This window comes from Lentzea sp. NPDC051208 (assembly GCF_040682435.1).
In the GTDB taxonomy this organism is placed as follows: Bacteria; Actinomycetota; Actinomycetes; order Mycobacteriales; family Pseudonocardiaceae; genus Lentzea; species Lentzea kristufekii.
This window is the reverse complement of record NZ_JBFBAW010000011.1, coordinates 66,430-92,798: the sequence shown is the minus strand read 5'-3', so window position 1 is coordinate 92,798 and position 26,369 is coordinate 66,430. Positions and strand designations below refer to the sequence as shown.

Here is a 26,369-nt window from a genome sequence, read left to right as displayed (position 1 = left end):
GAAGCTGAGTACGCGGACATCAACTCCGCGACGCGTTGCGCATCAGCCTGAGGTATGACAACCGGGGCTACTCGAGCAGACCCCGGTCGTACGCGATGGCGACGGCCTCCGCGCGCCGCGACGCCCCCAGCTTGGCCATGATCCGGGAGAGGTGCACGGAAACGGTCTTCTCGCTGATGTAGAGCTCCTCGCCGACCTCGCGGTTCGTCCGCCCCGAGGCCACCAGGCCGAGCACGTCGCGTTCGCGCGGGGTGAAGAGGTCGACGTGGTCGCGCACCGGTTCGTCGGCCCTGAGGCTGATGCGGGCCCGCTTGGCGCACGACGCGACGGCCTCGGCGAGCGGCACGGCCTTGAGCCTCGTCGCCACCTCGTCGGCCTGCCGCAGCTGCCCGGCGGCCTCGTCGCGGCGTTCCGCCCCGAGCAACGCCTCCGCGAGCCGCCACCGGCACAGCGCCTGTTCGAACACGACCCCGTAGCCGAACTCGTCGATGGCCCTGCGCCACAACTCCGGATCTCCCGGACCCTCCAGCCGTGACTCCTCGGCGTTGGCACGAGCCAGCCAGGCGCGTCCCTCCGGACCGAGAACGCCCGCGCGGGGCTTGCCGTTCTGCGCGGTCAGCCGCACGTGCTCGGCGAGTTCGTGCCCGGCCGCGACCGCGTTCCTCTCGGCCTCGGCGTCGCGCTTGCGGCGTGCCTTCGCGGCGATCTCCGCGTGCGCCGCGATGCCGATCGCGCCGATCCTGATGCCCGCGAGCATCCACGGACCGCCGAGCTTGCGCGCCCACTCCAGCGCGTCGGTGACGCGTTCGACGGCCAGCTCCGGACGGCCGCGCCACAACGCGAGCTCCGCGCCCGTACCACCGTTGATCAGCGCGATCTGGATGTCGCGGTGCCAGTCGCTGCGCAGCTTCGTGATCATCCGCTCGGACTCGGCCAGGTCACCGCGCGAGACCGTGAGGTGCGTGCTCGCCGACGCCAGCCGCGCCAGCACCGTCGACGACACCGACATGCCGGGCGGTTCGCTGGCCCACGCCGCGTAGTCCCAGTCGCCGATGTAGTAGTGCACCAGCACCTGCAGGATGCGGATCTCCAGCCCGAACATGCTCCAGGTCAGGCCGGTCTCCTTGGCCCTGGCCCCCGCGAGGTTGTAGACGCGCGCCGCCTCGGCCAGTTCGCCGCGGTCGTAGTGCATCATCCCGTAGTAGTACCAAGCCCTCAGCTCGTTGTTGAACGCTCCGACCTCGCGCGCGTGCTGGATCGCGCGCTCGAAGCTGGCCTTGGCCTCCTCCGGCCGGTTCGCGTGGTCGTCGAGGATCGCCAGGGTGCCCAGGCCGTCCGCGATCGCACCCGGCGCGTTCGCCGTCTCGCCGTTCGCGATCGCCAGCTCGGCCGCTTCGCGCGCTTCGTCGTCCTTGCGTTGCTGGCGCAGGGAAGACGCCTTGCCCGCGAACACACGGGCGCGCGTGGGACTGGGCTCGCGGTCCCGCACGAGCTGGAGCGCTTTCGCGAGGACCAGGAAGTGCTCTTCCTCGTTGCCGTCGAGGATCGACAGCGCCTGCGAGAGCCGCAACCAGATCTCGGCGGCCTCCTCCGGCGTCTGCTCGGCACTGATCGCCTTGGTGGCGCTGCGGGCGAACGCGACCGCGCGCTCCGGCTGCCCAGCCGTGCCCGCGACCCAGGACGCGCGCCGCAGCAGCACAGACTCGTCCACATCGGACGGACGGTCCGCCTCGGCGACGGCGTTCCACAGGTTGAGAGCTTTTTCCAGGTACCGCAACGACTCCGCGGGCGCACCGGCGCGTTCGGCCTCCTTGGACGCCATGATCGAGGCGTTCAGGGCCGTCGGCAGGTCGTGGCTCTCGAAGGCGTGGTGGGCCAGCGCCGCCGCGGCACCGCGCTCCTCCAGGTGCTGGGCCAGGTGACGGGCGTAGGCGGCGTGCAGGCGGACCCGTTCGCCGGGCAGCAGGTCGCCGTAGACGGCTTCCCGGACCAGCGCGTGGCGGAAGGCGTAGACCTCGTCGTCGTGCACGACGAGCAGGTGGTGCTGGACCAGCTCGCGCAACGCCGTGTCGAACGCGAGGTCGGACATGCCCGAGACCTCGTGCAGCCGGTAGTGCCGGACCCGGCGGCCCCGTACCGACGCGACGCGGACGACGTGCTGCGCCTCGGGGCTGAGGCTCTCGACCCGGCTGAGCAGGACGTCGGCGAGCGCGGACGGCAACGACCTGGCGTCGTCACAGGTGGCCACCGCGATGAGTTCCTCGGCGAAGAAGGCGTTGCCCTCGGAGCGTTCCGCCACCTGCCGGAGGACGTCCTGCGGCAGGTCGTCGGACAGGGCCTCGACGAACCGGCGGGCGTCCGCGGCGTTGAACGGCGCGAGGTCCAGGCGGTCGACGGCGGGCAGCCGGACCAGCTCGGACAGCAAGGGGCGCAACGGATGGCTGCGGTGCAGGTCGTCGGCGCGATAGGTGCCGACGACCAGCAGGCGCTGGGAACGCAGGCGGGACAACAGGAACGACAGCAGGTACCGGGTGGACGCGTCGGCCCAGTGCAGGTCCTCGACGACGAGCAGCACGCGCTGCTGTTCGGAGAGATCACCGAGGAGCCCGAGCACGGCGTCGAACAGCTGCAGCTGGCCGACGTCCTGCTCCGGCCTGCGGCCCGGGATCAGGCTCGGCGCGATCATGCCCTCGGTGCCGGGCTCGCGCGCGGCCGGCAACGTCAGCTGCGGCAGCAACATCGCGAGCGCGGGCCGGTGCGACACATCGCTCTTCACCGTGCCCAGCGCCTCCGCGAACGGCAGGTACGGCAGACCGGTCTCGCCCGCGTCGAGACACCGTCCCATGAGGACGAGGGTGTCGTCGGCGCCGGCGGCCAGCTCGTCGATCAGCCGCGTCTTGCCGACACCGGCGTCACCCGCGAGCAGCACCGCCCCCGCGGTGCCCTCCCCGGCCTTCGCCAACGCGGCACGCAACCGGTCCAGCTCACGATCGCGCGCGACCAACGGGATTCCGGAACCAAGGCGCGCCACAAGTGGCATGTTTGCACATGTCATGAGCGGGTGCTGCCGTGTTTTCCAGAGGTGCGGTGCATCACGCGGCTGAGCCACGACGGCCCGCGGCCGTTCGACCGCCGCCAGTTGCACACCGCGTTCCCGCGCCGGTAGTCGATTTCCGCCTTGATCGCCTCAGGGGTCCATTCGGTCATGGACTTGAGGTTCGTCCTGAGGCCGCACCTCAGGCATCGGGCGAACACGCAGTCCTGCCCGCCGAACCCCTTACCCGACCGTCACCGCGCGGGTCCGGGCGAGCCGGGCGCGGACGCCGTCGGCCTCAGGCGCGCCGAGTTCGGTGAACAACGCCAGCGCCCGCTGCCAGTGCGCCGCCGCACCCGCCGCGCCCAGCTGCTCGAACACCGCCGCGAGCCGGTCGTGCGCCAACGCCTGGTGGTACGGCGAGACGGCATCGCACGCCACCGCCAACGCGGTACGGGCAGCCGACAGCGCGCCGTCGGTGTCGCCGGTCTCCAGCAGAGCCGTGGAGATGTCGACGTGGCAGGCCGCTTCCCCGCACTGCTCGCCGACCTCGTGGTACATCCGCAACGCCACGCGCAGCCACGGCATCGCGTCGTCGAAGCGTTGCATGCTCAGGTAAAGCAGACCCAGGTGGTGGTGGGCGTTGGCCTCGGCCCACTTCGAGCCCGCGATCCGCGAGATCTCCATGGCCTCGCGGTAGTGCGCCTCGGCCTCGGCGTGCCGGCCCAGGTCGTGCAACGTGCCGGCGACCGTCGTCAGGGCCCGCGCCTGCTGGTGCACGTCCTCCTTGCGGCGCGCCACCTCCAGTGCGCCCTGCTGGGCCTGCAACGCCTCTTCGAAGCGTTCGAACTGCAGCAGCGCGACACCGAGGTTGAACTGCATGACGAACCGGGCGTCGTCGTCGTTCAGGGCGATGGCGGCCTGCAACGCGGCCTCGGTGAGGCGCAACGAGGTCTCGCGCTCGGTCCTCAGCCACAGGTACCGCGACAACGTGTACGGCAGCTGCCACGCGTGCACGTGCCAGCCGGTACCCGACGCGAGCTCGGCGGCGGCGATCAGGTTCGCGCGCTCGGCGTCGAACCACGCCGTCGCGTCCGCGGCACCGGAGATCGCGGGCACGTGCACGGGCCGGTGCTCCGGCGCGACCAGGACGCTGCCGCGGTTGATCGGCAGCAACCCGTCCGCGAGATCCGCGCAGTGCAGGTAGTAGTCGAGCATCCGGCCGGTCGCGGCCCGGCGTTCCGGCTCGGACAGCTCACCGGCCAGCGTCTTGGTGTAGACGCGGACGATGTCGTGCGCGAAGTGCCGGCCGGGTTCGCTGACGGACAGCAGGTTCGCGGCCGTCAACGCGTCCAGGGCGCGTTGGGCCTCCAGCAACGGGACGTCGCCCATCGCCGCGACCACGTGCGGCGTGAGGTCCGCGCCGGGGTGCAGGCCGACGATCGCCAACAGCCGTGAGGGCTCCGCGGGCAACGCACGGCGCGAGGCGTCCAGTGCTGCTCGTACGGTGCCCTCTCCGTCCTCCAGGCCGAGCGCGGCCAGGCGGCCCTGCTCGTCCTGCAGTTCCTCGACCAGTTCGGCGACGCGCAGGCGGGGAGACACCGCCAGACGGGCCGCGGCGATCCGCAACGCCAGCGGCAGGCCGTCGCACAGCTCCGCCAGTTCACGCAGGGCGCCGGCCTCGATGTCGGACCGGCCGGCGATGCGGCCCAGCACGTCGACGGCGGCGTCCGGGTCGAGCATGTCCAGTTCGACCAGCTTCGCCTCGACCTGCGCGACGAGCCCCACCAACCGGCGCCGCGACGTCACGACGACGCACGACGGCGCGCCCGGCAGCAGCGGTAGCAGGTCGGCCGAGCTGCGGACGTTGTCGAGCATCACGAGCATCCGCCGGTCGGCGAGCAACGTGCGCAGCAACGCGGAGCGTTCGTCGACCGAGACCGGCGTGTCACCGGCCGGCACGCCCAGGGCGCGCAGGAACCGGTTGAGCACCTCGCCGATCTCCAGCGGCTCCCGGTTCGGGTCGTACCCGTGCACGTCGACGTAGAGCTGGCCGTCCGGGAACTCCTCGCGCACGCGGTGCGCCCAGTGCAGGGCCAGCGCGGTCTTGCCCACGCCCGCCGGTCCGGTCACCAGCATCACCGGGCCGTCGTGGCCGCGCAGCAACGCGTCCAGGTAGCCGAGCTCGGCGTCCCGGCCGATCAACGCGACGGGCGCGCGGGGCAGCTGCGCGGGCACCGTCACCGGCGCCGGTTCGGGGGTGGACACGTGCTGCGGCACGCGGACCGGCGCGCGTTCCGGCTCGGGGCTGTCCCCCGCCAGCACGGCCTGGTGCACGCGGCGCAGTTCGGGACCCGGCTCGACGCCGAGTTCCTCGATGAGCACGGCGCGGGCCTCCCGGTAGGCGGCCAGCGCCTCGGCCTGCCGCCCCGCCTGGACCAGCGCCCGCATCAGCAGCCCGTGGCCGCGTTCGCGCAACGGGTGCTCGACGACCACCGAGCTCAGCTGGGAGACCAGTTCCGGGCCCTGCCCGATCGCGAGCCCGAGCTCGGCGCGTTCCTCCAGCACCGCCAGCCGGCGTTCGACGAGCCGGCCGCGTTCGACGTCGGCGAAGAGACCGGACACGCCGCCCAGTGGCTCGGCGCGGAACAACGCCAGCGCGTCGTCCAGTTCGACCGCGGCTCCGGCCAGGTCACCGGCGGCGCGCATGCGGTTCGCGAGCAGCACTTGACGTTCGAAGACGTCTAGGTCCAGGGCACCGGGCTCGACGCGCATCAGGTAGCCGTCGCCGACCGACGTCAGCAGCTCGGCGGGAGCCCTCCTGGCACGGGTCGGTTCGAGGGCCCTGCGCAGCCCGGCGACATAGGTCTGGACCAAGTTGACCGAGCTCGAGGGCACGTTGTCCCCCCAGACCGCCTCGATGATGTGCCCGCGACTGACCGGCGTGTTGCGCGCCAGCAGCAGGACCGCGAGGACGGCACGCTGCTTCGCCGCACCGAGATCAACCTCTTGACCTGCGCGAACGACCCGGAGAAGGCCGAGAACCTCGAACCGAAGGGGTTCCTCGCCGTGCGTCACCGATCTGTCCTTCGCCTGTGGGCCACCTGGAGCTTGAAGATCACTTCAGTCGGGCTCCAGTCGTGCTGTAGAAGGCATTCTTACGCTTAGCGTGTCCAACCAACCACAGACGGCGAGATCAACGGAAACCCGAGATCTCGGAGTCGGAGCAGGTTGGACCGGACAGCGGAACACCCGCTGCTCCCCATGATCGACGTGGGTCGGCCGGCGTGCAAGGGGCATCCAGCCCGCGGCGGCGGAACGCCGGCCGACCCATGTCCCCTAACGCGAGAAGGCCCTGGCTGGATCATCCAGCCAGGGCCTTGCGCTGTGTCTGTCAATCAGCTGACAAAAGAGCCGGTCTTCGCGGCGGTGAGGAACGTGTCCCATCCCGCGCCACCGAACTCCAGCCGCGTCCCGTCCGCGTTCTTGCTGTCGCGGACGGCGGTGCCGGAGGGGACGAGCGCGATCTCCACGCAGTCAGGCCCACCGGCCGAGGATCGGCTGCTCTTGCGCCAACGCAAGCTTTCCACTCTGTTCACTCCCGATCGCAGTCACGCGAGAGTGCGAGCGATCTCCGTGATCAGGGTTGCCGATTCCCGCGGGGTCTGGGCGGAGCTCACGAGACGCTCGAACATCTCGGCGTAGGAATGGACGTCCGACTGTTGTTCCAGGTAGACGCCGCTTCTGGTGCTTTCGATGTACACGACGTCGGAGTCGAGCTGCTCGGGAAAGCTCAGGATGACGAACGGGCCGTCCATCGCAGCATGACCACCGGCGCTGAACGGCACGACCTGCATCGTGACGTTCGGCAATGCACCGACTTCGAGAAGACGCGCCATCTGCACGCGCATCACCTCGGCGCCGCCGACGAGCCGGCGCAGGGCGGCCTCGTCGATCACGACGTGCAGGCGCAACGGGTCGTCCTCGCTCAGCAGGGCCTGCCTGGCCTTGCGCAACCGGACGCGCCGGTCGATCTCGGCGGCGCGCGCGTCCGGCAGCACCTGGGAGATCAACGCCCTCGTGTACGCCTCGCACTGCAGCAGGCCCGGGATCATCAGCCCCTGGTAGGTCCTGATCGAGTCCGCGTCGGCCTCGTACCCCACGTAACGACCGGGCACGATGTCGCCGAACTCGTCCCACCACGCCTTGCGACGGGCTTCCCTCGCCAGCTGGACCAGTTCATCGAGGGTGGCGGCGTCCGCACCGTAGGCGCTGAGCATGTCCCGCACGTCACGCGGGCTCACCCCCACACGACCCGTCTCGATGCGGCTGATCTTGGAGGCCGAGCACTCCAGGCGCTCGCCCACCTCCTCGATCGTCAGCCCGGCCACTTCACGCAGTCGCCGGAGCTCTGTCACGAGCCGGCGCTTGCGCAGGGTCGGGCTGCTGCCCCGCATGACTCCTCCTGGGTGCCATCCACCTTCTGGTCGCTCTCAGTTTGAGAGCAAACCAGCGCGCCGCAAAGAGACGTCATCCATTCGTGTACTGCAACTTGCAGATCGCAGGTTCGGCGCGACAGTCTGCATGGGCTGCTTACGTAAGGACTGGAGCTCTGAGCCTGATGGCCGTCACGGTGTTCAGCCAACTGGACAAGTCGCTGCACTCCCACCTGGCCACACTCACCGACCTCGCCGAACGCGGCGACGACCAGACCGCTCTCGTACTCGCCAGGGTTGAGTTGCCGAGGGTGGTCGCGGTGGTGAAGGCGTTGCTCGACGAGCACCAGCCCGACGAGCACGGCCGGTGCGCGACCTGCAAGCGCGGCTGGTTCTCACGGCGGATGCCCGCACCGTGCCGTGCTTATCTGTCGGCGCAGCTGATCCTGACCGTCGTCGGCCAGGAGACTTCACACGGCAAGCACCTTCGCTCGGTAGGCTGAATTCGGAACTCGATAGTTCTTCAGTTCCGTCCCGACCTGGGCCGGCTCCGCACCCCCCGACCGGAGCCGGCCCTTCTACGTCATCACCTCGCGTGACGATGCCGGTCAAGATCAACACGGTTGGCTGAAAGATCTGCCACCACAGCGATTCCGGCCTCATCATGGACGTCGACGCAGCCTGGTCCGGCCCTCGATGCCTGTGCCGACACGGAGGTGTTCCCGTGCCGACCCCGCATGACCGCGCCGACGAGCTCGATGCCGTCCGGCCGCGCCGCTTGCTGCCCTTAGAGCGCCTCTAGAGCGCACCCTTCGCAGCTCCCCTCCCCCCGGCCCTGTGCGTCCGTCGCACAGGGCTGTGCCGTTGTCCAGCAAAGGGAAACCCGTGAACCATCTGACCAGGTCCAACGCCGGCGAGCACACCCCGCACGGTCCTCCGCTGATCTTGAAGCACGACCTGCCCGCGAGCTTCGTGCTGTTCCTCATCTCGATCCCGCTGTCGCTCGGCATCGCGCACGCCACGGGCGCGCCGCTGATGGCGGGCATCATCTCCGCGGTCATCGGCGGCGTGGTCGTCGGCGCGCTCAGCGGAGCACCGTTGCAGATCAGCGGGCCGGGCACCGGGCTCGTGGTCATCGTCGCCGGGCTGGTGGCGCAGTTCGGGTGGGCGGCCACCGCGGCGATCACGCTGGCCGCGGGCGTGCTGCAGGTGGCGCTGGGGCTCACCGGAATCAGCCGCGTGGTGATGTCGCTGTCCCCCGCCATCGTGCACGGCATGCTCGCGGGCATCGGCATCTCGATCGCCGCCGGGCAGTTCGTGGTGGTGCTGGGCGGCACGGCGGCGTCGTCCGTGCCCGCGAACCTCGCCCTGCTGCCGGGCGCACTGGCCGGCGCCTCGCAGGGCTCGGTGATCACCGGTGCGGTGGCGATCGCCGTCCTGCTGCTGTGGCCGCGCGTTCCGCGCGCCTCGCTGGTTCCCGCGCCGCTGGTGGCCGTGATTCTGGCGACCTCGCTGGCGATCGGGCTGCGGCTCGGCGTCTCCCACGTCGACCTGCCGGACAGCCACGCGCTGACGTTCCCGGAGCTGCCGCGGGGCAGCGCCGGCACGGTGGTCATGGCCGTCGTCACGGTCGCGCTGGTGGCGAGCATGGAGTCGTTGCTGTCCGCCGTCGCCACCGACCGGCTGCACGACGGGCCGCGCGCCCGGCTGGACAAGGAGCTCATCGCGCAGGGCACCGGCAACGTGCTGGCGGGCGCGCTGGGCGGGTTCCCGATCAGCGGTGGCCTGGCACGCAGCTCGACGAACGTCGCGGCGGGAGCCAAGACCCGGTACGCCGCGATCTTCCAGGGCCTGTGGATCGCGGTGGCGGTGCTGGCGTTCACCCCCGCCCTGGAGCTGATCCCGTTGTCCGCGCTCGCGGGTGTGCTGTTCGTCGTCGGGCTCAAGCTCGTGTCGCTCGAGCGGATGCGGAACCTGTTGCAGCACGGGGAGTTCGCGGTCTACGCCGCGACCGTCCTCGGCGTCGTCCTCTTCGGACTGCTGGAAGGCGTGGTCGCCGGGCTCGTCATCGCGTTGCTGCGCGCGCTTTACCGGTTGACGCACTGCTCGGTGCGCGTCGAGGGCAACCGCGTGTGCGTGCGGGGATCGTTGGTGTTCCTGGGAGTCGGACGGCTCGTGCGCGAGCTGCGCGCGATGCCGCAGGGCCAGACCGTCGTGCTGGAACTGCACATCGACTACCTGGACCACGCGTCCTACGAGGCGATCAACGACTGGCGCGAGGGCTACGAACGGCTCGGTGGGCGGGTGCGGGTCGACGAGGTGCACGACACCTGGTTCGATCAGGCCAACCAGGGCAAACCGGGGCGGCACAAGACGTTGCCCGGCCCGCTGCCGCGCTGGTTCGCGCCGTGGTCGCACTGGCAGGGCACGCCGGACGCCGTCACGTTGCCGGCCCAGCGGGCTTCGTCTGCGTCGATTCTGGCCGAAAGCGACCCGATGCTGCGCGGGATGCACGAGTTCGAACGCCGTTCCGCGCCGTTGGTGCGGCCGTTCCTGCACGAACTGGCGATGCGCGGGCAGCGCCCCCAGCAGCTGTTCATCACGTGTGCGGACTCCCGCGTGGTGCCGAACCTGATCACCACGTCGGGGCCGGGCGACCTCTTCTGCGTGCGCAACATCGGCAACCTGGTGCCCATGTCGTCCGCCGGCGACAAGTCGGTCGGGGCGGCGATCGAGTACGCCGTGGAGGTCCTGAACGTCAGCACGATCGTCGTGTGCGGACACTCCGACTGCGGTGCGATGAAGGCGTTGGTCAACGGGTCCGCGCCACGGGGATCGCACCTGCACTCGTGGCTGCGCAACGCCGAACCGTCGCTGATCCGGTTCCACGCGCCGACGGCGCCCGGCTGTGCGGAACTGCCGGTGGCGGACCGGCTCTCCGTCGCGAACGTCGCCCAGCAGCTGGACAACCTGCTCGGCTACCCGAGCGTGCGGGAGGCGATCGTGGCGGGCACGCTCACGTTGAAGGGCCTGTACTTCGACATCTCGAACGCCCGCGTGTACCTGGTGGACCCGGACCGCAACGGGCTCGAACCCGTCCGGGCGCCGGCGTAGCAGGACGAGGAGCCGCCCCGAAAACGCTCGGGGCGGCTCCACCTGGGACGTTCTGCTAGCAGGTGCCGATCCAGGAGCACTCCACGTCGAAGCGCTGCTGGGCGGGAACCTTCGCGCGGTCCTGCGCCGGGGCCTTGCGCTGCTGCGGCACCGACTGGACCTGCGGCGACACCGAGCCGCCCTCCGAGGCCAGGCGCACGGCGATCCTGTCCTCGACGTTCTTCGGGTTGTTGAAGAGCAGGACGTTGTTCTGCACCACCGAGAACACGAGGTCGCGGCCCGCCGCGGTCTTCACGTAGCCCGCCAGGCCCGAGACGCCCGAGAGCGATCCGGTCTTGGCCTTCACGTTGCCCGCGGCCGGGGTGTTCTTCATGCGGTTGACCAGCGTGCCGTCGACACCGGCGACGGGCAGCGAGGCCTGCCACGCGGAGAACCACGGCTTGGTCCTCGCCTTGATCAGCACCGACGTGAGGTCGTCCGGCGAGAACTGGTCGAGCCGGGACATGCCGGAGCCGTCGAAGACCTCGACCGCGTTCGGGTCGACGCCCAGGCCGGACCACTTGGTGCTGAGCTGGTTGATGCCGTTGGTGAACGAGCCACCCGCGGTCTTGACCAGCACCTCGGCCAGCATGTTGTTGCTGTCCTTGAGCAACGGCACGTTGAGCTCGCGGAGCGTCATCGACGTGTCGCTCGCGAGGACGGCGGCACCGGCCGGCGCCTTCTGCCGCTTCACACCGCCGTTGACGGTGATCCCGCTGGCCTGCAACGCCTTCTGGAACACCGACGTGACGAGACCGGCCGGGTCCTTGACCGACGAGAGCCTGGTGGTCTCGACGGAGGTCGACCCGCTGACGATGATCCGGTTCGTGCCGTGCTCGCGTTCCACGAAGAGGCCGGCGTTGCCGGTCGTCGCCGTGGACACGACCTGCACGTGGTCGTTCGCCGGTTCGGTCGTGACGACGGCCGGGGCGCCCGCCGCGGCGCCCGGCTTGACGCGCACGACCACCGTGCCCGCGCTGAACTTCGCGTCCGGCGAGAGCGTGAGCGCCGACGTCTCCGCGCTGTAGGAGAACGGCTCGTCGTCCCACGCCCAGCCCGTGCCGTACGGCTGCGCGTCGAACTTCGTGTCGTCGACGACCAGCGCGCCGTTCACCGTGGTGACACCGCTGGCCTTCAAGGTGTCCGCGAGCTGCTGGTAGCGCAGCCGGGACATCGTCGGGTCGCCACCACCGCGCAGCGCCAGGTCGCCGTTGAGCGTCGACCCGGACTTCGTGCCGCTCGACACGAGCTCGGTCTTCCAGCGGTAGTCCGGGCCCAGCAGGTCCAGCGCCGTCGCCGTGGTGAGCAGCTTCATGTTCGACGCCACCTGGGAACGCCTGCTGCTCTGCCTGGTGTAGATCACTTCGCCGGAGTTGGCGTCCCGCACGACCAGGCCGACGTCCGCGCCCTTGAGCGCGTTGTCGGCCAGGATCGTGTCGAGATCAGCCGTGAGGGCCTCGTTGCCGCCCGCCACGGCGCCGCCGCTGGACGTCAGGGACACCCCTGCCGCCACAGCGACGACCGCCCCCAGAATTCGAAATTTCACGCTTCCACCTCTGATCGATCACCCGACCACAACGTGTGGAAGCTACCGGGCTTGTCGGTGCGCCTGTACGTGTGCGCCCCGAAGAAGTCCCGCTGTCCCTGCACGAGCGCGGCGGGCAGTCGCTCGGAGCGAAGTCCGTCGTAGTAGGCCAAAGCGGACACGAAGCCCGGCGTCGGCACACCGGATTCGACCGCACGGACCACGACCCTGCGCCAGGCGGCCTCGGCGTTCTGCACCGCGTCGCGGAAGTACTCGTCCACCAGAAGAGACGCGATGTTCGCGTTCGCGTCGTACGCCTCGCGGATGCGGTTGAGGAACTGCGCGCGGATGATGCAGCCACCACGCCAGATCGTGGCCATCGCGCCGAGGTCGATGTTCCAGTCGAAGTTCTTCGACGCCTCGCGCATCATGTCGAAGCCCTGCGCGTACGCGACGACCTTCGACGCGTAGAGCGCCTGGCGCACGTCGTCGACCAGTTCGGCGTCCGGCTTCGCGACGACCTCGCTGGCACCGAACGCGTCCCGCACGGCCTTGCGCTGGTCGGTGTGACCGCTCAGGCTGCGGGCGAAGACGGCCTCGGCGATGCCGGTGACCGGGACGCCCAGCTCCAGCGCCTCCTGCACGGTCCAGCGGCCGGTGCCCTTCTGCTCCGCCGCGTCCTCGATGACCTGGACGAGCGGCGTGCCGTTCACGTCGACGTGCTTGAGGACCTCGGCGGTGATCTCGACCAGGTACGACTCCAGGTCGCCTGAGTTCCACTGCGTGAAGACCTCGGAGATCTCGGCCGGCGTCTGCCCGCCGATGCGGCTCAGCAGGTCGTACGCCTCGGCGATCAGCTGCATGTCGGCGTACTCGATGCCGTTGTGGACCATCTTCACGAAGTGCCCGGCACCGTCCGGGCCGACGTGCACGCAGCACGGCTGACCGTCCACCTTGGCCGCGATCTCCTCGAAGACCGGGCCGACGTGCTTGTACGACTCGGCCGGACCGCCCGGCATGATGCTGGGGCCGTTGAGCGCGCCCTCCTCGCCACCGGAGATGCCGGCGCCGACGAACAGCAGCCCCTTCTCCTTCAGGGCGGCCTCACGGCGGCGCGTATCGTTGAAGTGGGCGTTGCCGCCGTCGATGACCATGTCGCCGGGCTCCAGGAGCCCGCTCAGCTCGTCGATGACGGCGTCGGTCGGGCCACCCGCCTTGACCATGATGATGATCTGGCGCGGCGTCTGCAGGCTGTCCACCAGGTCCTGCAGCGTCTCGGCGCCGACGAAGTCGCCCTCGTGGCCGTGCTCGTCGAGCAGGGCCTTCATCTTCGCGGGCGTCCGGTTGTGCACGGCCACCTTGAAGCCGTGGCGCGCGAGGTTGCGCGCGAGGTTGCTTCCCATGGTGGCGAGACCGGTGACCGCGATACGTGCTTTGCCTTCCGTCATAGCGGACAGCCTGCCGTGTTCTTCCCGGTTTCGCGAGACGTCACAGGGTGTTCTCAGACTTCGTTTTGGCAGGTGAACCGCGTCACGTGCCGGTACGTATTGCTAGGCGTAAGTTGGCTTCATGACGGAATTCACGAGCGTGGGACGCTCGGCGACCGACCGTGCCCCCAGGTACGGATCGCAACTGGTGAAGCACTTCACGGCCAAGGACCTCGAAGGGTCCTGGGAGGACACCCGCGGCTTCGTCCGCTTCTCCGCGGGCCTCGCGGAGTTCGAGGCCTCGGACGACGCGCTGATCATGCGCGTGGTGTGCACGTCGGAGGAGGACGTGGCACGCCTGCGCGACGTCGTCGAACGGCACCTGGTCCGCTTCGGAACGCGTGACGAACTGTCCGTCACGTGGGACTCAGGTAGCGAGAACTGATGCCGCCAGCCCGATGAGAGCGGTCCCACAGACCCGCTCGAACACCGCGCGGGACCGGTGCCTGCTGAGCAGCCTGCCCAGCTGACGCGCGGACGGCACCACGATGACCCAGAACACCGCGAACACCCCGACCGTGACCGCGCTCAGCATCGCCGCCTGCGGGAGGGGCGCGGCGTTCGGGTCCATCGCCTGCGGGATGAGGCTCAGGAACGTGAGCATCACCTTGGGGTTCAACAGATCGCACAACATGCCGCGCAGGAACACGTTCTTCTGCCGCGGCTGGCTCTCGATCGGCTTGCTGGCGGACCTCAGCGTCATGAAACCGACGTAGGCGAGGTACACCGCGCCGACCGCCTTCACGACGAACAACGCCGTCGGCGCGGCCGCCACGAGCGCGGACAACCCGACCGTCGCGAGCATCCCGTGGATCAGCAGCCCGGTGAGCACGCCGAGCGCCGCCTCGACGCCCTTGCGGAGGCTGTGGACCGCGTTCCCCATGACCAGTACGAAGTCGGGACCGGGCACGACCGTGATCACCACGAGTGCCAGCAGGAACGACGTCCACGCGATGTGCATGGCGCAGATCGTCGACGGTTTGTTCGTGTGAGTTCCAGCAGGTCAGTACGATGTTCGATTATGCGCGAACAAGCCGAACTCGATTCGGTCGACTGGCACATCCTGGAGGAGTTGCAGAACGACGCGACCCTGCCCAACCGCGCCCTGGCGGAGATCGTCGGACTGGCGCCTTCCTCGTGTTTGCAGCGGGTGCGGCGGCTGCGCGATCTGGGTGTGATCACGGGGTGCCACGCGGTGGTCGACCCCGCGACCACCGGACTGCCCTTGGAGGCCGTCATCTCGGTGAACGTGCGGCCGCACACCCGGACCGTGGTGGCCGGGTTCCGGGCGTTCGTGATGGCCCAGCCGGAGACCCGCTCGATCTTCCACGTGTCCGGGCAGGCCGACTTCCTGATCCACATCGCCGTTGCCGATTCCACGCACCTGCAGGCGTTCCTGATGGACAAGATCGCTTCGCGGACGGAGGTGCGGAACCTGACGAGTTCGGTGGTGCTGGAGCGGGTGGAGACCCGTGCGCTGACACCGCCGGTGAACCTGCGGCCGACTCACCGGCGCCGGAAGATCTAACGCCGGCGCGTCAATGCGTCGAGATCGAACTTCAGCGGGGCGGGCCGAGTCAGCTCAACCTCGCCTACGCCATCTTCCACATGCTTGTAAATGCCATCCACGAGTTCGAACGCGGTCAGGCTGATCGGATCTCCGAGCTCGACCAACCAGTAGTGCGCGATTCCCGCTTTGGCGTACTGCATGGGCTTGGTGACGCGATCAACGCGCTCGGAGCCAGGGGACACGATCTCTACCGCGAGGATCACGTCCTCCGCTTCGAAGCGTTTCGGGTTGCGGTCCGCCGCTTCTGCGGTCACCACGACGATGTCCGGCTTGCGCACGGTCGGGCGCTGTGAGCCGTCGATCACGACATCGACGTCCTGGTAAGAGACCAAGCTCGGCGGCAGTTGCTCGTCGAGCCAGTTGTCCAGCCTGCTCTGAGCCTTCTGGTGCTGAGGTATTGCGGCAGCCACCACGTGCAGGACTCCATCTACGAGCTCGAGGTTCTTGTCCTCTGGCATCGCGTCCCACTCGTCCAAGGTCACCAGGTGCTCCGGCCAGGCTTGCGCGGTCAAGGCGCTCACCATCCCTCTGCTTCGAGCTCGACTACCAGACAAGTGTAAGCATCGGCTCGCCGAACAGGGAGGTTGATCACTCACTCAGGTGGTTCGAACGTTGGTGCGAACTCACACCTCATCGGGTGAAGACTTGATCACCCGGATCAGCCCCTCCTGCACCACGGTCGCCACCAGCTGCCCGTCCCGCGTGAAGAACCGCCCGGTCGCCAGCCCGCGGTTCCCGGAGGCGGTGGGCGAAGACGTGTCGTACAGCAGCCACTCGTCGGCGCGGAACGGCCGGTGGAACCACATCGCGTGGTCCAGGGAGGCGCCGAGGACCTTGTCGAGTCCCCAATAGACACCGTGCTTGGCCAGGACGCCGTCCAGCAGCGTCATGTCCGAGGCGTAGGTCATGATGCAGAGCTGCAGCATCGGGTCGTCGGGCAGCTTGCCGTCCGCCTTCATCCACACCCGCGACGCCGCCTCGCCCGGACCGTCCTCACGGGACTCCCACGGCGGCTCGGTCACGTAGCGGACGTCGATGGGGCGCGGGAACTTCAGGTTCACCAGCGGGTAGCTCTTGGCGGACTCGGTCCACGTCGGCAGCGACTCGGGGTCCGGCACCTCGGGCATCTCGGAGGAGTGCTCGACGCCCTGCTCCTCGGCCTGGAACGAGGCGGACAGGGCGAAGATCGCCTTGCCGTGCTGCACCGCCACGACGCGGCGGGTGGTGAACGAGCGGCCGTCGCGGATGCGGTCCACCTCGTACACGATCGGCACGCGCGGGTCGCCGGGCCTGATGAAGTACGAGTGCAGCGAGTGCACCCTGCGTTCCACCGGGACGGTGCGGCCGGCGGCCACCAGGGCCTGGCCCGCCACCTGGCCGCCGAACACGCGCACGGGCGACTCCGCGGGCGAGACACCGCGGAAGATGTTCTCCTCGATGCGTTCCAGATCCAGCAACGCGACCAGGTCGTCCACTGCGGATTGTCCGCTCAGGCCCGACGGGCTCGTAGCAGCGGCACGGGCGGCCTCAGTCACAGCAGAACTCCTAGCGTCTCAGCAAGGCAGCGGCCCCGCTCCCTCACAACCAGTATGAGGGCGCGGGGCCGGCATCACGACGTACCCGGCTGAGAGCCGGACCACTAGGCGTGGTCGTCCTCGCCCAGGCGGTGCACCCGGATGAGGTTGGTCGAGCCGATGGTGCCGGGAGGCGATCCGGCGACGACGACCATGAGGTCACCGGCCTGGTAGCGGCCGATCTCGATCATGGCGACGTCGACCTGGCGGACCATCTCGTCGGTGGACTCGACGCGCGGGACCAGGAACGTCTCGGTGCCCCACGTCAGCGACAGCTGCGAGCGCACGGCCGGCTCCGGCGTGAACGCCAGCAGCGGCAGGTGCGTGTGCAGGCGGGCCAGACGGCGGACCGTGTCGCCGGACTGCGTGAACGCGACCAGGGCCTTGGCGTTGAGGCGCTCGCCGATGTCGCGGGCCGCGTACGAGATCACGCCGCGCTTGGTGCGCGGGACGTGGGTCAGCGGCGGCACGACGACCGACTCGGTCTCGACGGCCTCGATGATGCGGCCCATGGTCTGCACGGACTCGATGGCGTAGCGGCCGACCGAGGTCTCGCCGGACAGCATCAGGGCGTCCGCGCCGTCGAGCACCGCGTTCGCGACGTCGGACGTCTCGGCGCGGGTCGGGCGGGAGTTGGTGATCATCGAGTCGAGCATCTGGGTCGCGACGATGACCGGCTTGGCGTTCTCGCGGGCGATCTGGATCGCGCGCTTCTGCACCAGCGGGACGTGCTCCAGCGGCAGCTCGACGCCCAGGTCACCGCGGGCGACCATGACGCCGTCGAAGGCGAGGACGATGGCCTCGAGGTTGTCCACGGCCTCCGGCTTCTCGATCTTCGCGATCACCGGGAGGCGCTTGCTGCCCGAGCGGTCCATGATCTGGTGGACCAGGTCGATGTCCGCGGGCGAGCGCACGAAGGACAGCGCGATGAAGTCCACGCCCAGCGAGAGCGCGAACTCGAGGTCCTCGATGTCCTTCTCCGACAGCGCCGGCACGGAGACGTCCATGCCGGGCAGCGAGAGGCCCTTGTTGTTGCTGACGGGTCCGCCCTCGGTCACCTCGCAGACGACGTCGGAACCTTCGACGTCGACGACCACGAGTGCGACCTTGCCGTCGTCCACGAGCATGCGGTCGCCGACCTTGGCGTCCTTCGCGAGCTCCTTGTACGTCGTCGACACGCGGTCGTGCGTGCCCTCGACGTCCTCGACGGTGATGCGGACGACGTCGCCGTTGTTCCAGTCCACCGGACCCGCGGCGAAGCGGCCGAGGCGGATCTTGGGGCCCTGGAGGTCGGCGAGGATGCCCACGGCGCGGCCGGACTCGTCGGCTGCCGCGCGGACCATGTCGTAAACCTGCTTGTGGTCGGCATGGCTGCCGTGGCTGAAGTTCATCCTGGCCACGTCCATACCGGCCGCTACCAGGTCACGGACCTTTTCCGGCGTGCCAGTGGCGGGACCGAGGGTACAGACGATCTTTGCGCGTCGACTCACGTGTAGAGAGAGTAGACCCCGTTCCTGGACCGATCCCGAACTACTCCTCGGTAATGTTCTGACAATGGGTCGAGTACTTCCGTTCGTGATCGCGGTGTCGCTCAGCGTCGTCGTGTTGTTCACCCCCGAGTCAGGTGTGCCGAGCTCTCCGCCCGGTACGGACAAGGTGGTCCACACGCTGCTGTTCGCCCTGCTCGCGTTCACCGGCCTGTGCGCGAAGATTCCTCACATTCTGCTCGTCCTGGTGGCCTACGCAGGCGTCTCCGAGGTGCTCCAGCAGGTCATCACGCCGCTGCACCGCAGCGGCGACGTCCTGGACGCCCTGGTGGACGTGCTCGGGATCGGTCTCGGCTGGCTGACCTTCACGAAGTTCTCGGCGTGGAGAACTTCACAACCAGACAAAGGCCGTTGAACGAGACGCAGGCCGACTCATTTGAACTCGAACGCGTGTTCTGTCGTGGATGAATGGACCACGCCCGCTACACCTACCGCCTTCGCATGTCGAAGCATGCGGAGGCGCTGCTGGTGGCGGAGTGGGGCCGCTGCAGGTGGGTCTGGAACGAGTGCGTGGCCAAGTCCCGGGAGCTGCACCTCGCGAACAAGGCGGAGACCGCTGACCTGGACAAGAGAACGTGCGGTCCGGCTGATCTCGACAAGATGCTGACGGACGCGCGCCGCTCGACGTCCTGGCTGCGGGAAGGCAGCAGTGTCACCCAGCAACAGACGATCCGTGACTTCGGACGGTCGCGAGCCAAAGCTCTGAAGGACCTCAAGGCAGGAGTCCCAGTCCACCGTCGTTCCGGCCTGCCCAAATACCGGAAGAAGCGCGGCACACGGCCGACCCTGAACTACACGAAGCGCGGATTTCGCCTCGTTCATCGGCAACTCTGCCTGGCTGGAGGCGCTTCGGTACGGCCAGTGTGGTCACGTGAACTTCCGGCGAGCCCGTCGTCCGTCCGAGTCTTCCAGGACAGCCTGGGCCACTGGTACGCGTCATTCGTGGTTCCAGCTCAGTTGCAGCCACTCGCACGAACCGACAGGGTGATCGGCGTTGACTGGGGCGTACGCGAACTGGCGACCACGTCCAGCCCTTCGCACAACCTGCCGCATCCAGAGCACGGCAAGCGCGCATCGGAGCGGCTGGCTCGGTACCAGCGCCAGATGGCCCGCCGAAAGCCAGCGAAAGGCAAACCTGCCTCAAAAGGGTACGAACAGGCCCGACGTCAGACCGCCAAGGCACACAAGCAGGTCTCCCGCCAGCGGCAGGACGTCGGCCGCAAATGGGCAAAGCGCCTGGTCACGGACTTCGACCAGATTGCGGTGGAAGACTTCAAGCCCAGCTTCCTGGCGAAATCCACCATGGCACGCAAAGCAGCCGACGCGGCGATTGGCGCAATCAAGCGCGAACTGATCGCGATGGCTGCCAAGCACGGACGAGACCTACGGCTCGTCAACCCCAGGCACACCACCACGGACTGCGCGAATTGCGGAGCGAGAAACAAGCACGCACTACCGCTCGGTCAACGCATCTACACGTGCGAGACGTGCGGAAACAGTCGTCCTCGAGACGTCAACTCCGCGCATGTCATGATCAACCGGGCAGGTTTCGTCCCGGCTGGTGCTGATCGCACAAGACCTGGCCGTCCGCCGGACGGCCAGGCAGCGTGAGCCAGGAATTCTCGCTTCAGCGAGAAGGAGACAAGCCGACGTGGTCCTCGCACCACGCGTTGAACTCCTTGAGCTGCCTCCACGACTTGCGCACCCGGTCGAGGCAGCCCGGCTCGTGCAGCACGTCGTCCGGCTCCCACACCTTGCGCACGTAGATCGACCGGTGCCGGAGCAGGTCGAGGTGCGGGTGGTCGTCGGCGAACCCGCGCGGCTTCGACTTCATCACGTCACCGGCGAGCTGCCATCCCTGCTTGACCAGCTTGTCCACGATCTTGCGCAGCAGGACGCCGTGGGCGTCCACCGAGGCGCGGTAGCGGGCGAGCTGGTCGGACTGCATGTGGAACGAGCCGCCACCGGTCATCAGGCCCTCGGGGCTGAGCTGCACGTAGTACGCGCCGCCCCCGCGGCCCTTCTCGATCACGGCGCCGCAGTGGTCCTTGTACGGCGTCTTGTCCTTGGCGAACCGCACGTCGCGGTACGGGCGGAAGATCTTGCCCTCGCCGAACTCCTTCTCGAGCGCGAGCATCAGCGCCTCCATCGGGGCGCGCACGTCGCGCAGGTAGGTCTCCTTGTTGTCGTCCCAGTACGCCTTCGAGTTGTCGAGGACCAGGCCGTCGTAGAAGTCAATGGCGTACTCGCCGAAACCGTCGAACGTCACCGAGTCAGCCTAGGCGGATCGCCCATGAGCGTGAAAATTCGTTTGAGGGCACACAATCAGGCCATAATCCGGTGAATGCCCCGCCGCATCAACGCGCTCGCGACCTGGCTCCTCCAACTCGGGCCGGACGAGGTGGCCGCGATACTCGTGCACCGTCGTGACATCGCCGACCGCTACATCCGGACGTTGAAGGACCTGGCGACGCAGCTGACCGACTCCGAGTCGGTGCACGCGGCCGAGGACACGCTGGACCAGGGCGCGCTCGACGTGCTCGGCGCGATCGTGGCGCAGAACAACACCGGGACGGCCGAGACGGTGTGCGCCGAGCTGCGGTGCTCGGCCGGCGACTTCGAGCGGGCGTTCGGTGAGCTGAAGCAACGGGCGCTGGCCTGGCCGGAGGGGCCGCGGCTCGTCGCGGTGAACTCCGTGCGGGCGAACGGAGCGGCGCAGGAGCAGCTGACGTTGCGGCCGAAGGCCCCCGGCAGGCGCAGGGCGTCCGAGATCTCGCCCATCGTCGCTGCCATGTCCACTGTGGACGGCGTGGCGCGGCTGCTGGCGCACTGCGAGCAGGACACGTTCGACGCCCGCTACACCGGTGGCGTGGCGACCGTGGAGATCCGGCGGGTCGCCAGAGCGCTGCGGGTCGCGGACGGCGTGCTGCGGCTGTGGCTGGAGCTCGCCGCCGAGGCCCAGCTGGTCGGGGTGGAACGGTCCCGGCTGCTGCCGACCGAGCAGGGTGACGCGTGGCTCGGCTCACAGCCGGGGGCACGGCTGTCAGCGCTGGTCGCGGCCTGGCGGCGGATGGACTGGCGGCCGGAGCCGGACCTGGCGCGGGCGGCCTTGCGGGACTACACCGGTGCCGCCGGACTGGTGCTGCGCCGCGGTGCGCTGGAGCGGTTCTCGGCGCAGGAGGCCTTCACGGACATCGGCGAACTGGTCGAGGACCTGGCCTGGGAACGCCCCGCCGTGCACGACCCCAGGGCGACGGCGGCGGTGATCGGCGAGATGGAGTCGCTGGGCCTGGTGGCCGGTGGCGCGCTCACGCCGTTGGGGGCGGCGGTGCTGCACGACGGAGACGTCGACGCCGCCGCGGACGCGTTGATGCCGCCGGCGACGGAGAAGGCCGCGTTCCAGACGGACATGACCGCGGTCGTAAACGGACTGCCGGCGCCGGAGCTGAGCGCGACGCTGAACCTGGTGGCGGACCTGGAGGACAACGACGCGGCACGGGTGTGGCGGCTGTCCGCCGGTTCGGTGCGGCGCGCGCTGGACTCCGGTCTGTCGGCCGACGAGGTGCTCGCACGGCTGAAGTCCGTGTCGGAGGCCGCGCTGCCGCAGGTGATCGAGTACCAGGTGCGGGACGTGGCGCGCCGGCACGGGCAGCTCACGGTGACGGACGTGGCGAGCTGCGTGCGGGCCTCGGATCCCCTGCTGCTGCAGGAGATCGTTAAGTCGAAGCGGCTCGGGTCGCTGAAGCTGCGGTTCCTCGCGCCGACGGTGCTGGCGTCGGACCGGCCGATGGCGGAGACGCTCTCGGCGTTACGCCGGTGCGGGTACGCGCCGACGGGGCTGGACGCGGGCGAGAAGTCCGTGGTGGAGACCGTCGAACGGCTGCGGGCGCCGGCCAGGGGTGAGCGCCGCCCGGAGCGGTCGTGGCGCACGGAGATGGACGACCAGGAGCTGACCCGGCTCGCGGTCCGGCTGGTCGAGCAGGAACGGCCGAGCGCGGGACGGGGCACCCCGCGGGCCGACGCCGCGCGGATCCTGCGCGACCAGAACGTCTTCCTGTGCGACGAGGAGGTCGTGCTGCTGTCGTCGGCGCTGGTCGACGGGAGCCGCGTCGAGATCAAGTACGCGAGCGGGCCGCGCCGGACCGAGACGCACGTGATCGTGCCGGCCAAGCACCTCGAAGGTGTGCTGACCGCGGACTGCGACGACGGCACGAGCCGGGAGTTCGCCATCGGGCACTTCCGCAAGGTCGCGCTACCGGAATGAACAGCTGGTGAAGTCCGCTCGGCTCCGGTGATCACGTGCTGATACTGGAGAAGTGGCCGACCCGTTTTCCGCCGGACTGCTGATGGTGCTCGAGACCGTGCTGGAGCGAGTGCTGCTCGGTCTCTTCGAAGTCGTGCACAAGGGTGCCAAGGACAAGAAGCGCCGGCGCGAGCTGACCAGGCCGGGACCGCTGGTCGAACGGGTCAGCACGGAGCTCGCGCGCGGTGAGCTGAGCACGGTCGAGGAGCACGAGTGGCGGGCCGCGGTGGACGCGGTGCGGGAGTCCATCGAGGCCTCGCTGCCGTTGCGTCCGGAAGAGGCGCTGCGGATCATGCTGACGCCCGAGTCGCTGCGCGCCCACGTGATGGCGAAGTCCGCGGCGATCCGGCGGGCGGCGGGGCTGTCCGACCAGGCGACGGCGGTCTACGACGCGTTGCTGCTGCGGGTGTGCGTCGCGATCGTGGAGCTGGTGTGGTCGCAGCCGGAGTACGCGCGGCGGCTCGCGGTCGAGATGTTCCGGATGGGCCGGGCGACCGCGGATGCCGTGGCGCGGCTCGCGGACCAGCGGCAACTGGCGCTCACGTCGTCGCACCGCGACTTCGAGGACCGCTACGCCGAGCAGGTCGCGCACGCGCTGGGCGGGCTGGAGCTGTTCGCGGTGTCGCGTGGCCGGGCACCGCGCAGGCAGTCGTTCGACACCTCGTACGTGTCGCTGGCGGTGGCGCGGGTCGGTGACACCGACGAGCTGACCGGGGCCGGGCTGCCGGTGGCGGCGGCGCTCGCGGACACGCCCCGGGTGCTGATCAGGGGCGGTGCGGGCGCGGGCAAGACGACGTTCCTGCGCTGGCTCGCGATGAACGCCCTGGGCGAGACGCGGACCTCGGGCAACGAGTGGCTCGGGCTGGTGCCGTTCTTCGTGCCGCTGCGGCAGTACACGACGCTGCCGAAGCCGGAGGAGTTCATCTCCTCGACGGCCTCGATGATCGAGGAGGAGAAGCCGTCCGGGTGGGTCACCGCGCGGCTCAGGGAAGGACGCGCGCTCGTCCTGGTCGACGGCGTGGACGAGCTGGTGTGGGAACGGCGGGCCGAGGCCCGGCTGTGGCTGGAGAAGCTCGTCAACGCCTATCCGCAGGCCCGGTACGCGATCACGACCCGGCCCGCCGCGGTGCCGGAGGACTGGCTGGAGGACCTGGACTTCGCCGCGTTCGACCTGTTGCCGTTGAGCGACAAGGGCGTGCGCGACTTCGTGGAGGCCTGGCACACCGCCGCCCGCGACGAGCCAGGGCTTTCCCGCGACGCGCGGGTGTGGCTGACGGAGTGCGAGGCGCGGCTGGTGGCGACGCTCGTGAAGCGGCCGGACCTGCGGAGGCTGGCGTCGAGTCCGTTGCTGGCGGGGCTGTTGTGCGCGTTGCACCAGGACCGGAACATGCACCTGCCACGCGATCGGCGGTCGCTGTACGAGGCCGCGCTCGACCTGCTGCTGGTGCGGTGGGACGAGGACCGCGGGCTCGCGCTGCCGTCGTTCTCCAAGGAGGAGCAACTCGTTCTGCTGCAACGGTTCGCGTACTCGCTGGTGCGCAACCGGGAGTTGATGGTGCCGCGCGAGGAAGCGGTGCACCGGCTCGGGAACGCGATGCGCGGGCTGCGGTCGCACGACATCGACCCGGACGAGGCGATGCAGCGGTTGCTCGAACGGGCCGGGCTGCTGCGGGAGGTGTCCCCGGAGCGCGTGCAGTTCGTGCACCGGACGTTCCGGGACTACCTGGCGGCCAAGGAGGTCGTGGACGCCGGCGACCTGAACCTGTTGGTGGACAGGGCACATCTGGACGAGTGGCACGACGTCGTGGTGATGGCGGTCGCGCACGCCCGTCCGCGCGAACGGGCCCGCGTGCTGATGGACCTGCTGGCGGGCAACGACGACACCCGCAAGGACGAGCGCGGCCGGGACAAGCTGCGACTGCTCGCGCTGGCGTGCCTCGACCAGGCCGACGTGATCGAACCGGAGACCGCGCGGGCACAGGTGACGGCCGCGGCCTCCTCGCTGATCCCGCCGAAGAGCTTCGCGCACGCCGACGCGTTGTCCGAGGCCGGGTCGTTCGTGGTCGACCTCCTGCCCGGCCCCGAGGCGTCCGAAGAGGCCGCGTACATCGTGCGGACGCTGGCCAACATCGGTGGCGAGGGCGCGTGGGAGCGGATCGCGGAGTTCGTCGCCGTGGACCACGCGATGGTCATCGACGAGTTGCTGCGGGCGTGGCGGAACACACCGGACGCGGAGTCCTACGCCCGGTCCGTGCTGTCCAAAGTGGATTTCGGTGACCGGCGGGTGGACGTCCGCGGCTGGCACCGGATCCAGTTCATCATGCACCTGGAGAAGCTGCGGTACGTGCGGTGCATCGGCAACATCGACCCGCTCGACCCGCTGGGCGCCATGCCCTCGCTGCACCGGCTGGAGTTGTGGCAGAACGAGGTCATGCGCGACCTCTCGCCGCTGAGCCCCTCGCGGTCGCTGAAGGAGCTGCACCTGAGCCGGTGCCGTCCGCTCGGCCGGATCGACCTGGCGCCGGTGAAGGACCTGGACGAGCTGCACCTGCACTTCAGCCGCGTCGACCTGGCGTCGCTGGAGGGCGGTTCACTGCGGCGGCTGCAGATCCGCGACTCGGGCACCGACGAAGGGCTGGCGGCGCTGCCGGCGTTGCCCTCGTTGCGCGAACTGGCGATCGACCACCGTCCGCCCTACCCGCTGGCGGGGCTGGAGCGGTGGCCGACCATCACGACGCTGGAGGTGTTCGGGGTGCCGGCGGCGGACGACCTGCGCACGCTGCCGAAGCTGGAACACCTGGTGGTGCACCAGCCGGAGTCGCCTGCCCGCCTGGAAGAACTGCGTCAGGCCCTGCCCGGCCTGACCGTCACCACCTGATGTCGGCGAGGCTGTCCAGCGGCTTGCGCTCGGTCTCGTCCAGCAGCTGCACGGACGCGGTGTCGGCGGCGTGCAGCTCGGCCGGGAAGGTGAGGCTCACGCGCTTCTCCAGCTCGGTCAGCGACACCTGGAACACCCGGAACTCGTCCAGGTCGAGGGCCTCGGCCAGCACGATGTTCTGGGTGAGCAGGAACGCGCTGCAGCGCAGTTCGCCGTTCACCACGAACGCGATCGCCTTGTAGAACTCACGCGGGATCGCGACGCCGCGGAACACCCTGTCGTCGGCGTTGAAGACCGGGCCGCCGTAGACGCTGACCTTGAGGTCGTCGACGTCGACGTCCGCGAGCACCGCATCTTCGAGCCTGCCCCAGAGCCCTTCCTTGGTGCTCTGGTTGAAGTCGTCCATCTGCGGCGTGATGTTCGTGAAGAAGAACGAGTCCCTGTTCGCCTTCTGCGCCTCGGCCTTCGGGCCCCAGCACAGGTCGGCGCGGCGCGCGAGGTGGCCGCGGTCGAGCCGGTTGTCGCGGTAGAGCTCGTCACCGGCCTGGAACTCGGCCGGGACGCGCGGGTCCTTGACGAACGGGATGCCGGTGCGGCTCAGCGCCTTCATCTCTCCGCCGTCGATGTTCCACGCGACCCAGCTCGCGAACTTGCGCGACTTGCTCATCGCGAGCGAGAAGTGCGTGTAGTCGATCGTGGTCGAGCCGTCGAGCTCGACCGCGTCGGCCGCCCCCGACTCGGTGAGGACGGGGATCCCGGCAGCGGTGCCGAGGAACTTCGCGTCGAAGCCTGCGCTGGTCATGTGTCGCCCCCTACTGGTTCATCTGCAGGGTCGACATCTCTCACACGGCCGTTAGCCGGA

General features: G+C 69.4%; 21 protein-coding genes. 8 read left to right on the top strand and 13 right to left on the bottom strand.

All coding sequences use genetic code 11. From position 1 onward, the window contains the following. Positions 1 to 67: 67 nt before the first annotated feature. The 5 genes from AB0M48_RS26200 to AB0M48_RS26180 form a co-directional block, all read right to left on the bottom strand. Complete coding sequence (locus AB0M48_RS26200; protein ID WP_363846739.1) at positions 68 to 3,040, bottom strand: AAA family ATPase; 2,973 nt, start codon at positions 3,038 to 3,040, stop codon at positions 68 to 70. 11 nt (positions 3,041 to 3,051) lie between these two features. Next, positions 3,052 to 3,207: a hypothetical protein gene (locus AB0M48_RS26195; protein ID WP_363846737.1), complete on the bottom strand. Its 156-nt coding sequence runs from the start codon at positions 3,205 to 3,207 to the stop codon at positions 3,052 to 3,054. 70 nt (positions 3,208 to 3,277) lie between these two features. Beyond that, complete coding sequence (locus AB0M48_RS26190) at positions 3,278 to 6,112, bottom strand: BTAD domain-containing putative transcriptional regulator (RefSeq protein ID WP_363846735.1); 2,835 nt, start codon at positions 6,110 to 6,112, stop codon at positions 3,278 to 3,280. Between the two features lie 320 nt (positions 6,113 to 6,432). Further along, positions 6,433 to 6,633 carry a DUF397 domain-containing protein gene (locus AB0M48_RS26185; protein WP_363846733.1) on the bottom strand — a complete coding sequence of 67 codons (201 nt, stop codon included), beginning with the start codon at positions 6,631 to 6,633 and terminating at the stop codon, positions 6,433 to 6,435. A gap of 12 nt (positions 6,634 to 6,645) precedes the next feature. Next, on the bottom strand, positions 6,646 to 7,491 hold the full coding sequence (locus AB0M48_RS26180; RefSeq protein ID WP_319982168.1) for a helix-turn-helix transcriptional regulator: 846 nt from the start codon (positions 7,489 to 7,491) through the stop codon (positions 6,646 to 6,648). A 164-nt stretch (positions 7,492 to 7,655) separates the two neighbouring features. Here AB0M48_RS26180 and AB0M48_RS26175 point away from each other — a divergent pair, with 164 nt between their 5' ends. Together AB0M48_RS26175 and AB0M48_RS26170 are read left to right on the top strand one after the other, a co-directional pair. Beyond that, a complete protein-coding gene (locus tag AB0M48_RS26175) occupies positions 7,656 to 7,973 on the top strand; it encodes a hypothetical protein (protein WP_089917134.1) in 318 nt (105 codons plus the stop codon). Positions 7,974 to 8,355: 382 nt separating this feature from the next. Then, positions 8,356 to 10,584: a SulP family inorganic anion transporter gene (locus tag AB0M48_RS26170; RefSeq protein ID WP_363846730.1), complete on the top strand. Its 2,229-nt coding sequence runs from the start codon at positions 8,356 to 8,358 to the stop codon at positions 10,582 to 10,584. A gap of 55 nt (positions 10,585 to 10,639) precedes the next feature. On the opposite strand, the gene dacB is transcribed toward AB0M48_RS26170, so the two are convergent. Then, positions 10,640 to 12,169: a D-alanyl-D-alanine carboxypeptidase/D-alanyl-D-alanine-endopeptidase gene (gene dacB / locus AB0M48_RS26165; RefSeq protein ID WP_363846729.1), complete on the bottom strand. Its 1,530-nt coding sequence runs from the start codon at positions 12,167 to 12,169 to the stop codon at positions 10,640 to 10,642. Further along, positions 12,166 to 13,596, bottom strand: a complete 1,431-nt coding sequence (gene gndA / locus AB0M48_RS26160) for an NADP-dependent phosphogluconate dehydrogenase (protein ID WP_363846727.1) — start codon at positions 13,594 to 13,596, stop codon at positions 12,166 to 12,168. Before gndA ends, dacB begins: the two co-directional genes overlap by 4 nt. 121 nt (positions 13,597 to 13,717) lie before the next feature. On the opposite strand from gndA, the gene AB0M48_RS26155 reads away from it, so the two are divergent. Next, positions 13,718 to 14,020, top strand: a complete 303-nt coding sequence (locus AB0M48_RS26155) for a DUF2218 domain-containing protein (RefSeq protein ID WP_093597188.1) — start codon at positions 13,718 to 13,720, stop codon at positions 14,018 to 14,020. On the opposite strand, the gene AB0M48_RS26150 is transcribed toward AB0M48_RS26155, so the two are convergent. Beyond that, entirely contained in the window at positions 14,003 to 14,596 is a 594-nt protein-coding gene (locus AB0M48_RS26150; RefSeq protein ID WP_363846724.1) for a LysE family translocator, read from the bottom strand. The two genes, AB0M48_RS26155 and AB0M48_RS26150, sit on opposite strands and share 18 nt — an antisense overlap. Before the next feature lie 60 nt (positions 14,597 to 14,656). On the opposite strand from AB0M48_RS26150, the gene AB0M48_RS26145 reads away from it, so the two are divergent. Next, positions 14,657 to 15,163 (top strand): Lrp/AsnC family transcriptional regulator, encoded by a 507-nt coding sequence (locus tag AB0M48_RS26145; protein ID WP_363846722.1) that lies wholly within the window; start codon positions 14,657 to 14,659, stop codon positions 15,161 to 15,163. Here AB0M48_RS26145 and AB0M48_RS26140 read toward each other — a convergent pair. The 3 genes from AB0M48_RS26140 to pyk form a co-directional block, all read right to left on the bottom strand. After that, complete coding sequence (locus AB0M48_RS26140; protein ID WP_363846720.1) at positions 15,160 to 15,726, bottom strand: Uma2 family endonuclease; 567 nt, start codon at positions 15,724 to 15,726, stop codon at positions 15,160 to 15,162. The two genes, AB0M48_RS26145 and AB0M48_RS26140, sit on opposite strands and share 4 nt — an antisense overlap. Before the next feature lie 102 nt (positions 15,727 to 15,828). Beyond that, the gene (gene tesB / locus AB0M48_RS26135) at positions 15,829 to 16,740 is read right to left on the bottom strand and encodes an acyl-CoA thioesterase II (RefSeq protein ID WP_363846718.1); all 912 of its coding nucleotides are present in this window, start codon (positions 16,738 to 16,740) and stop codon (positions 15,829 to 15,831) included. Positions 16,741 to 16,844: 104 nt separating this feature from the next. Next, the gene (gene pyk, locus AB0M48_RS26130) at positions 16,845 to 18,269 is read right to left on the bottom strand and encodes a pyruvate kinase (RefSeq protein WP_319982176.1); all 1,425 of its coding nucleotides are present in this window, start codon (positions 18,267 to 18,269) and stop codon (positions 16,845 to 16,847) included. A gap of 64 nt (positions 18,270 to 18,333) precedes the next feature. Between pyk and AB0M48_RS26125 the strand changes: the two genes are divergently transcribed. Continuing rightward, on the top strand, positions 18,334 to 18,681 hold the full coding sequence (locus AB0M48_RS26125) for a VanZ family protein (RefSeq protein ID WP_363846715.1): 348 nt from the start codon (positions 18,334 to 18,336) through the stop codon (positions 18,679 to 18,681). Positions 18,682 to 18,734: 53 nt separating this feature from the next. After that, a complete protein-coding gene (locus tag AB0M48_RS26120; protein WP_363846714.1) occupies positions 18,735 to 19,937 on the top strand; it encodes a transposase in 1,203 nt (400 codons plus the stop codon). A gap of 16 nt (positions 19,938 to 19,953) precedes the next feature. Here AB0M48_RS26120 and AB0M48_RS26115 read toward each other — a convergent pair whose 3' ends face one another. Next, complete coding sequence (locus tag AB0M48_RS26115) at positions 19,954 to 20,595, bottom strand: DUF2461 domain-containing protein (RefSeq protein ID WP_363846712.1); 642 nt, start codon at positions 20,593 to 20,595, stop codon at positions 19,954 to 19,956. A 75-nt stretch (positions 20,596 to 20,670) separates the two neighbouring features. Between AB0M48_RS26115 and AB0M48_RS26110 the strand changes: the two genes are divergently transcribed. Further along, positions 20,671 to 22,590: a helicase-associated domain-containing protein gene (locus AB0M48_RS26110; RefSeq protein WP_363846710.1), complete on the top strand. Its 1,920-nt coding sequence runs from the start codon at positions 20,671 to 20,673 to the stop codon at positions 22,588 to 22,590. Between the two features lie 52 nt (positions 22,591 to 22,642). Then, entirely contained in the window at positions 22,643 to 25,507 is a 2,865-nt protein-coding gene (locus tag AB0M48_RS26105) for an NACHT domain-containing protein (RefSeq protein WP_363846708.1), read from the top strand. Here the strand turns inward: AB0M48_RS26105 and AB0M48_RS26100 are convergent. After that, positions 25,497 to 26,309: a DNA/RNA non-specific endonuclease gene (locus AB0M48_RS26100; protein ID WP_363846706.1), complete on the bottom strand. Its 813-nt coding sequence runs from the start codon at positions 26,307 to 26,309 to the stop codon at positions 25,497 to 25,499. The two genes, AB0M48_RS26105 and AB0M48_RS26100, sit on opposite strands and share 11 nt — an antisense overlap. Between the last annotated feature and the right edge of the window lie 60 nt (positions 26,310 to 26,369).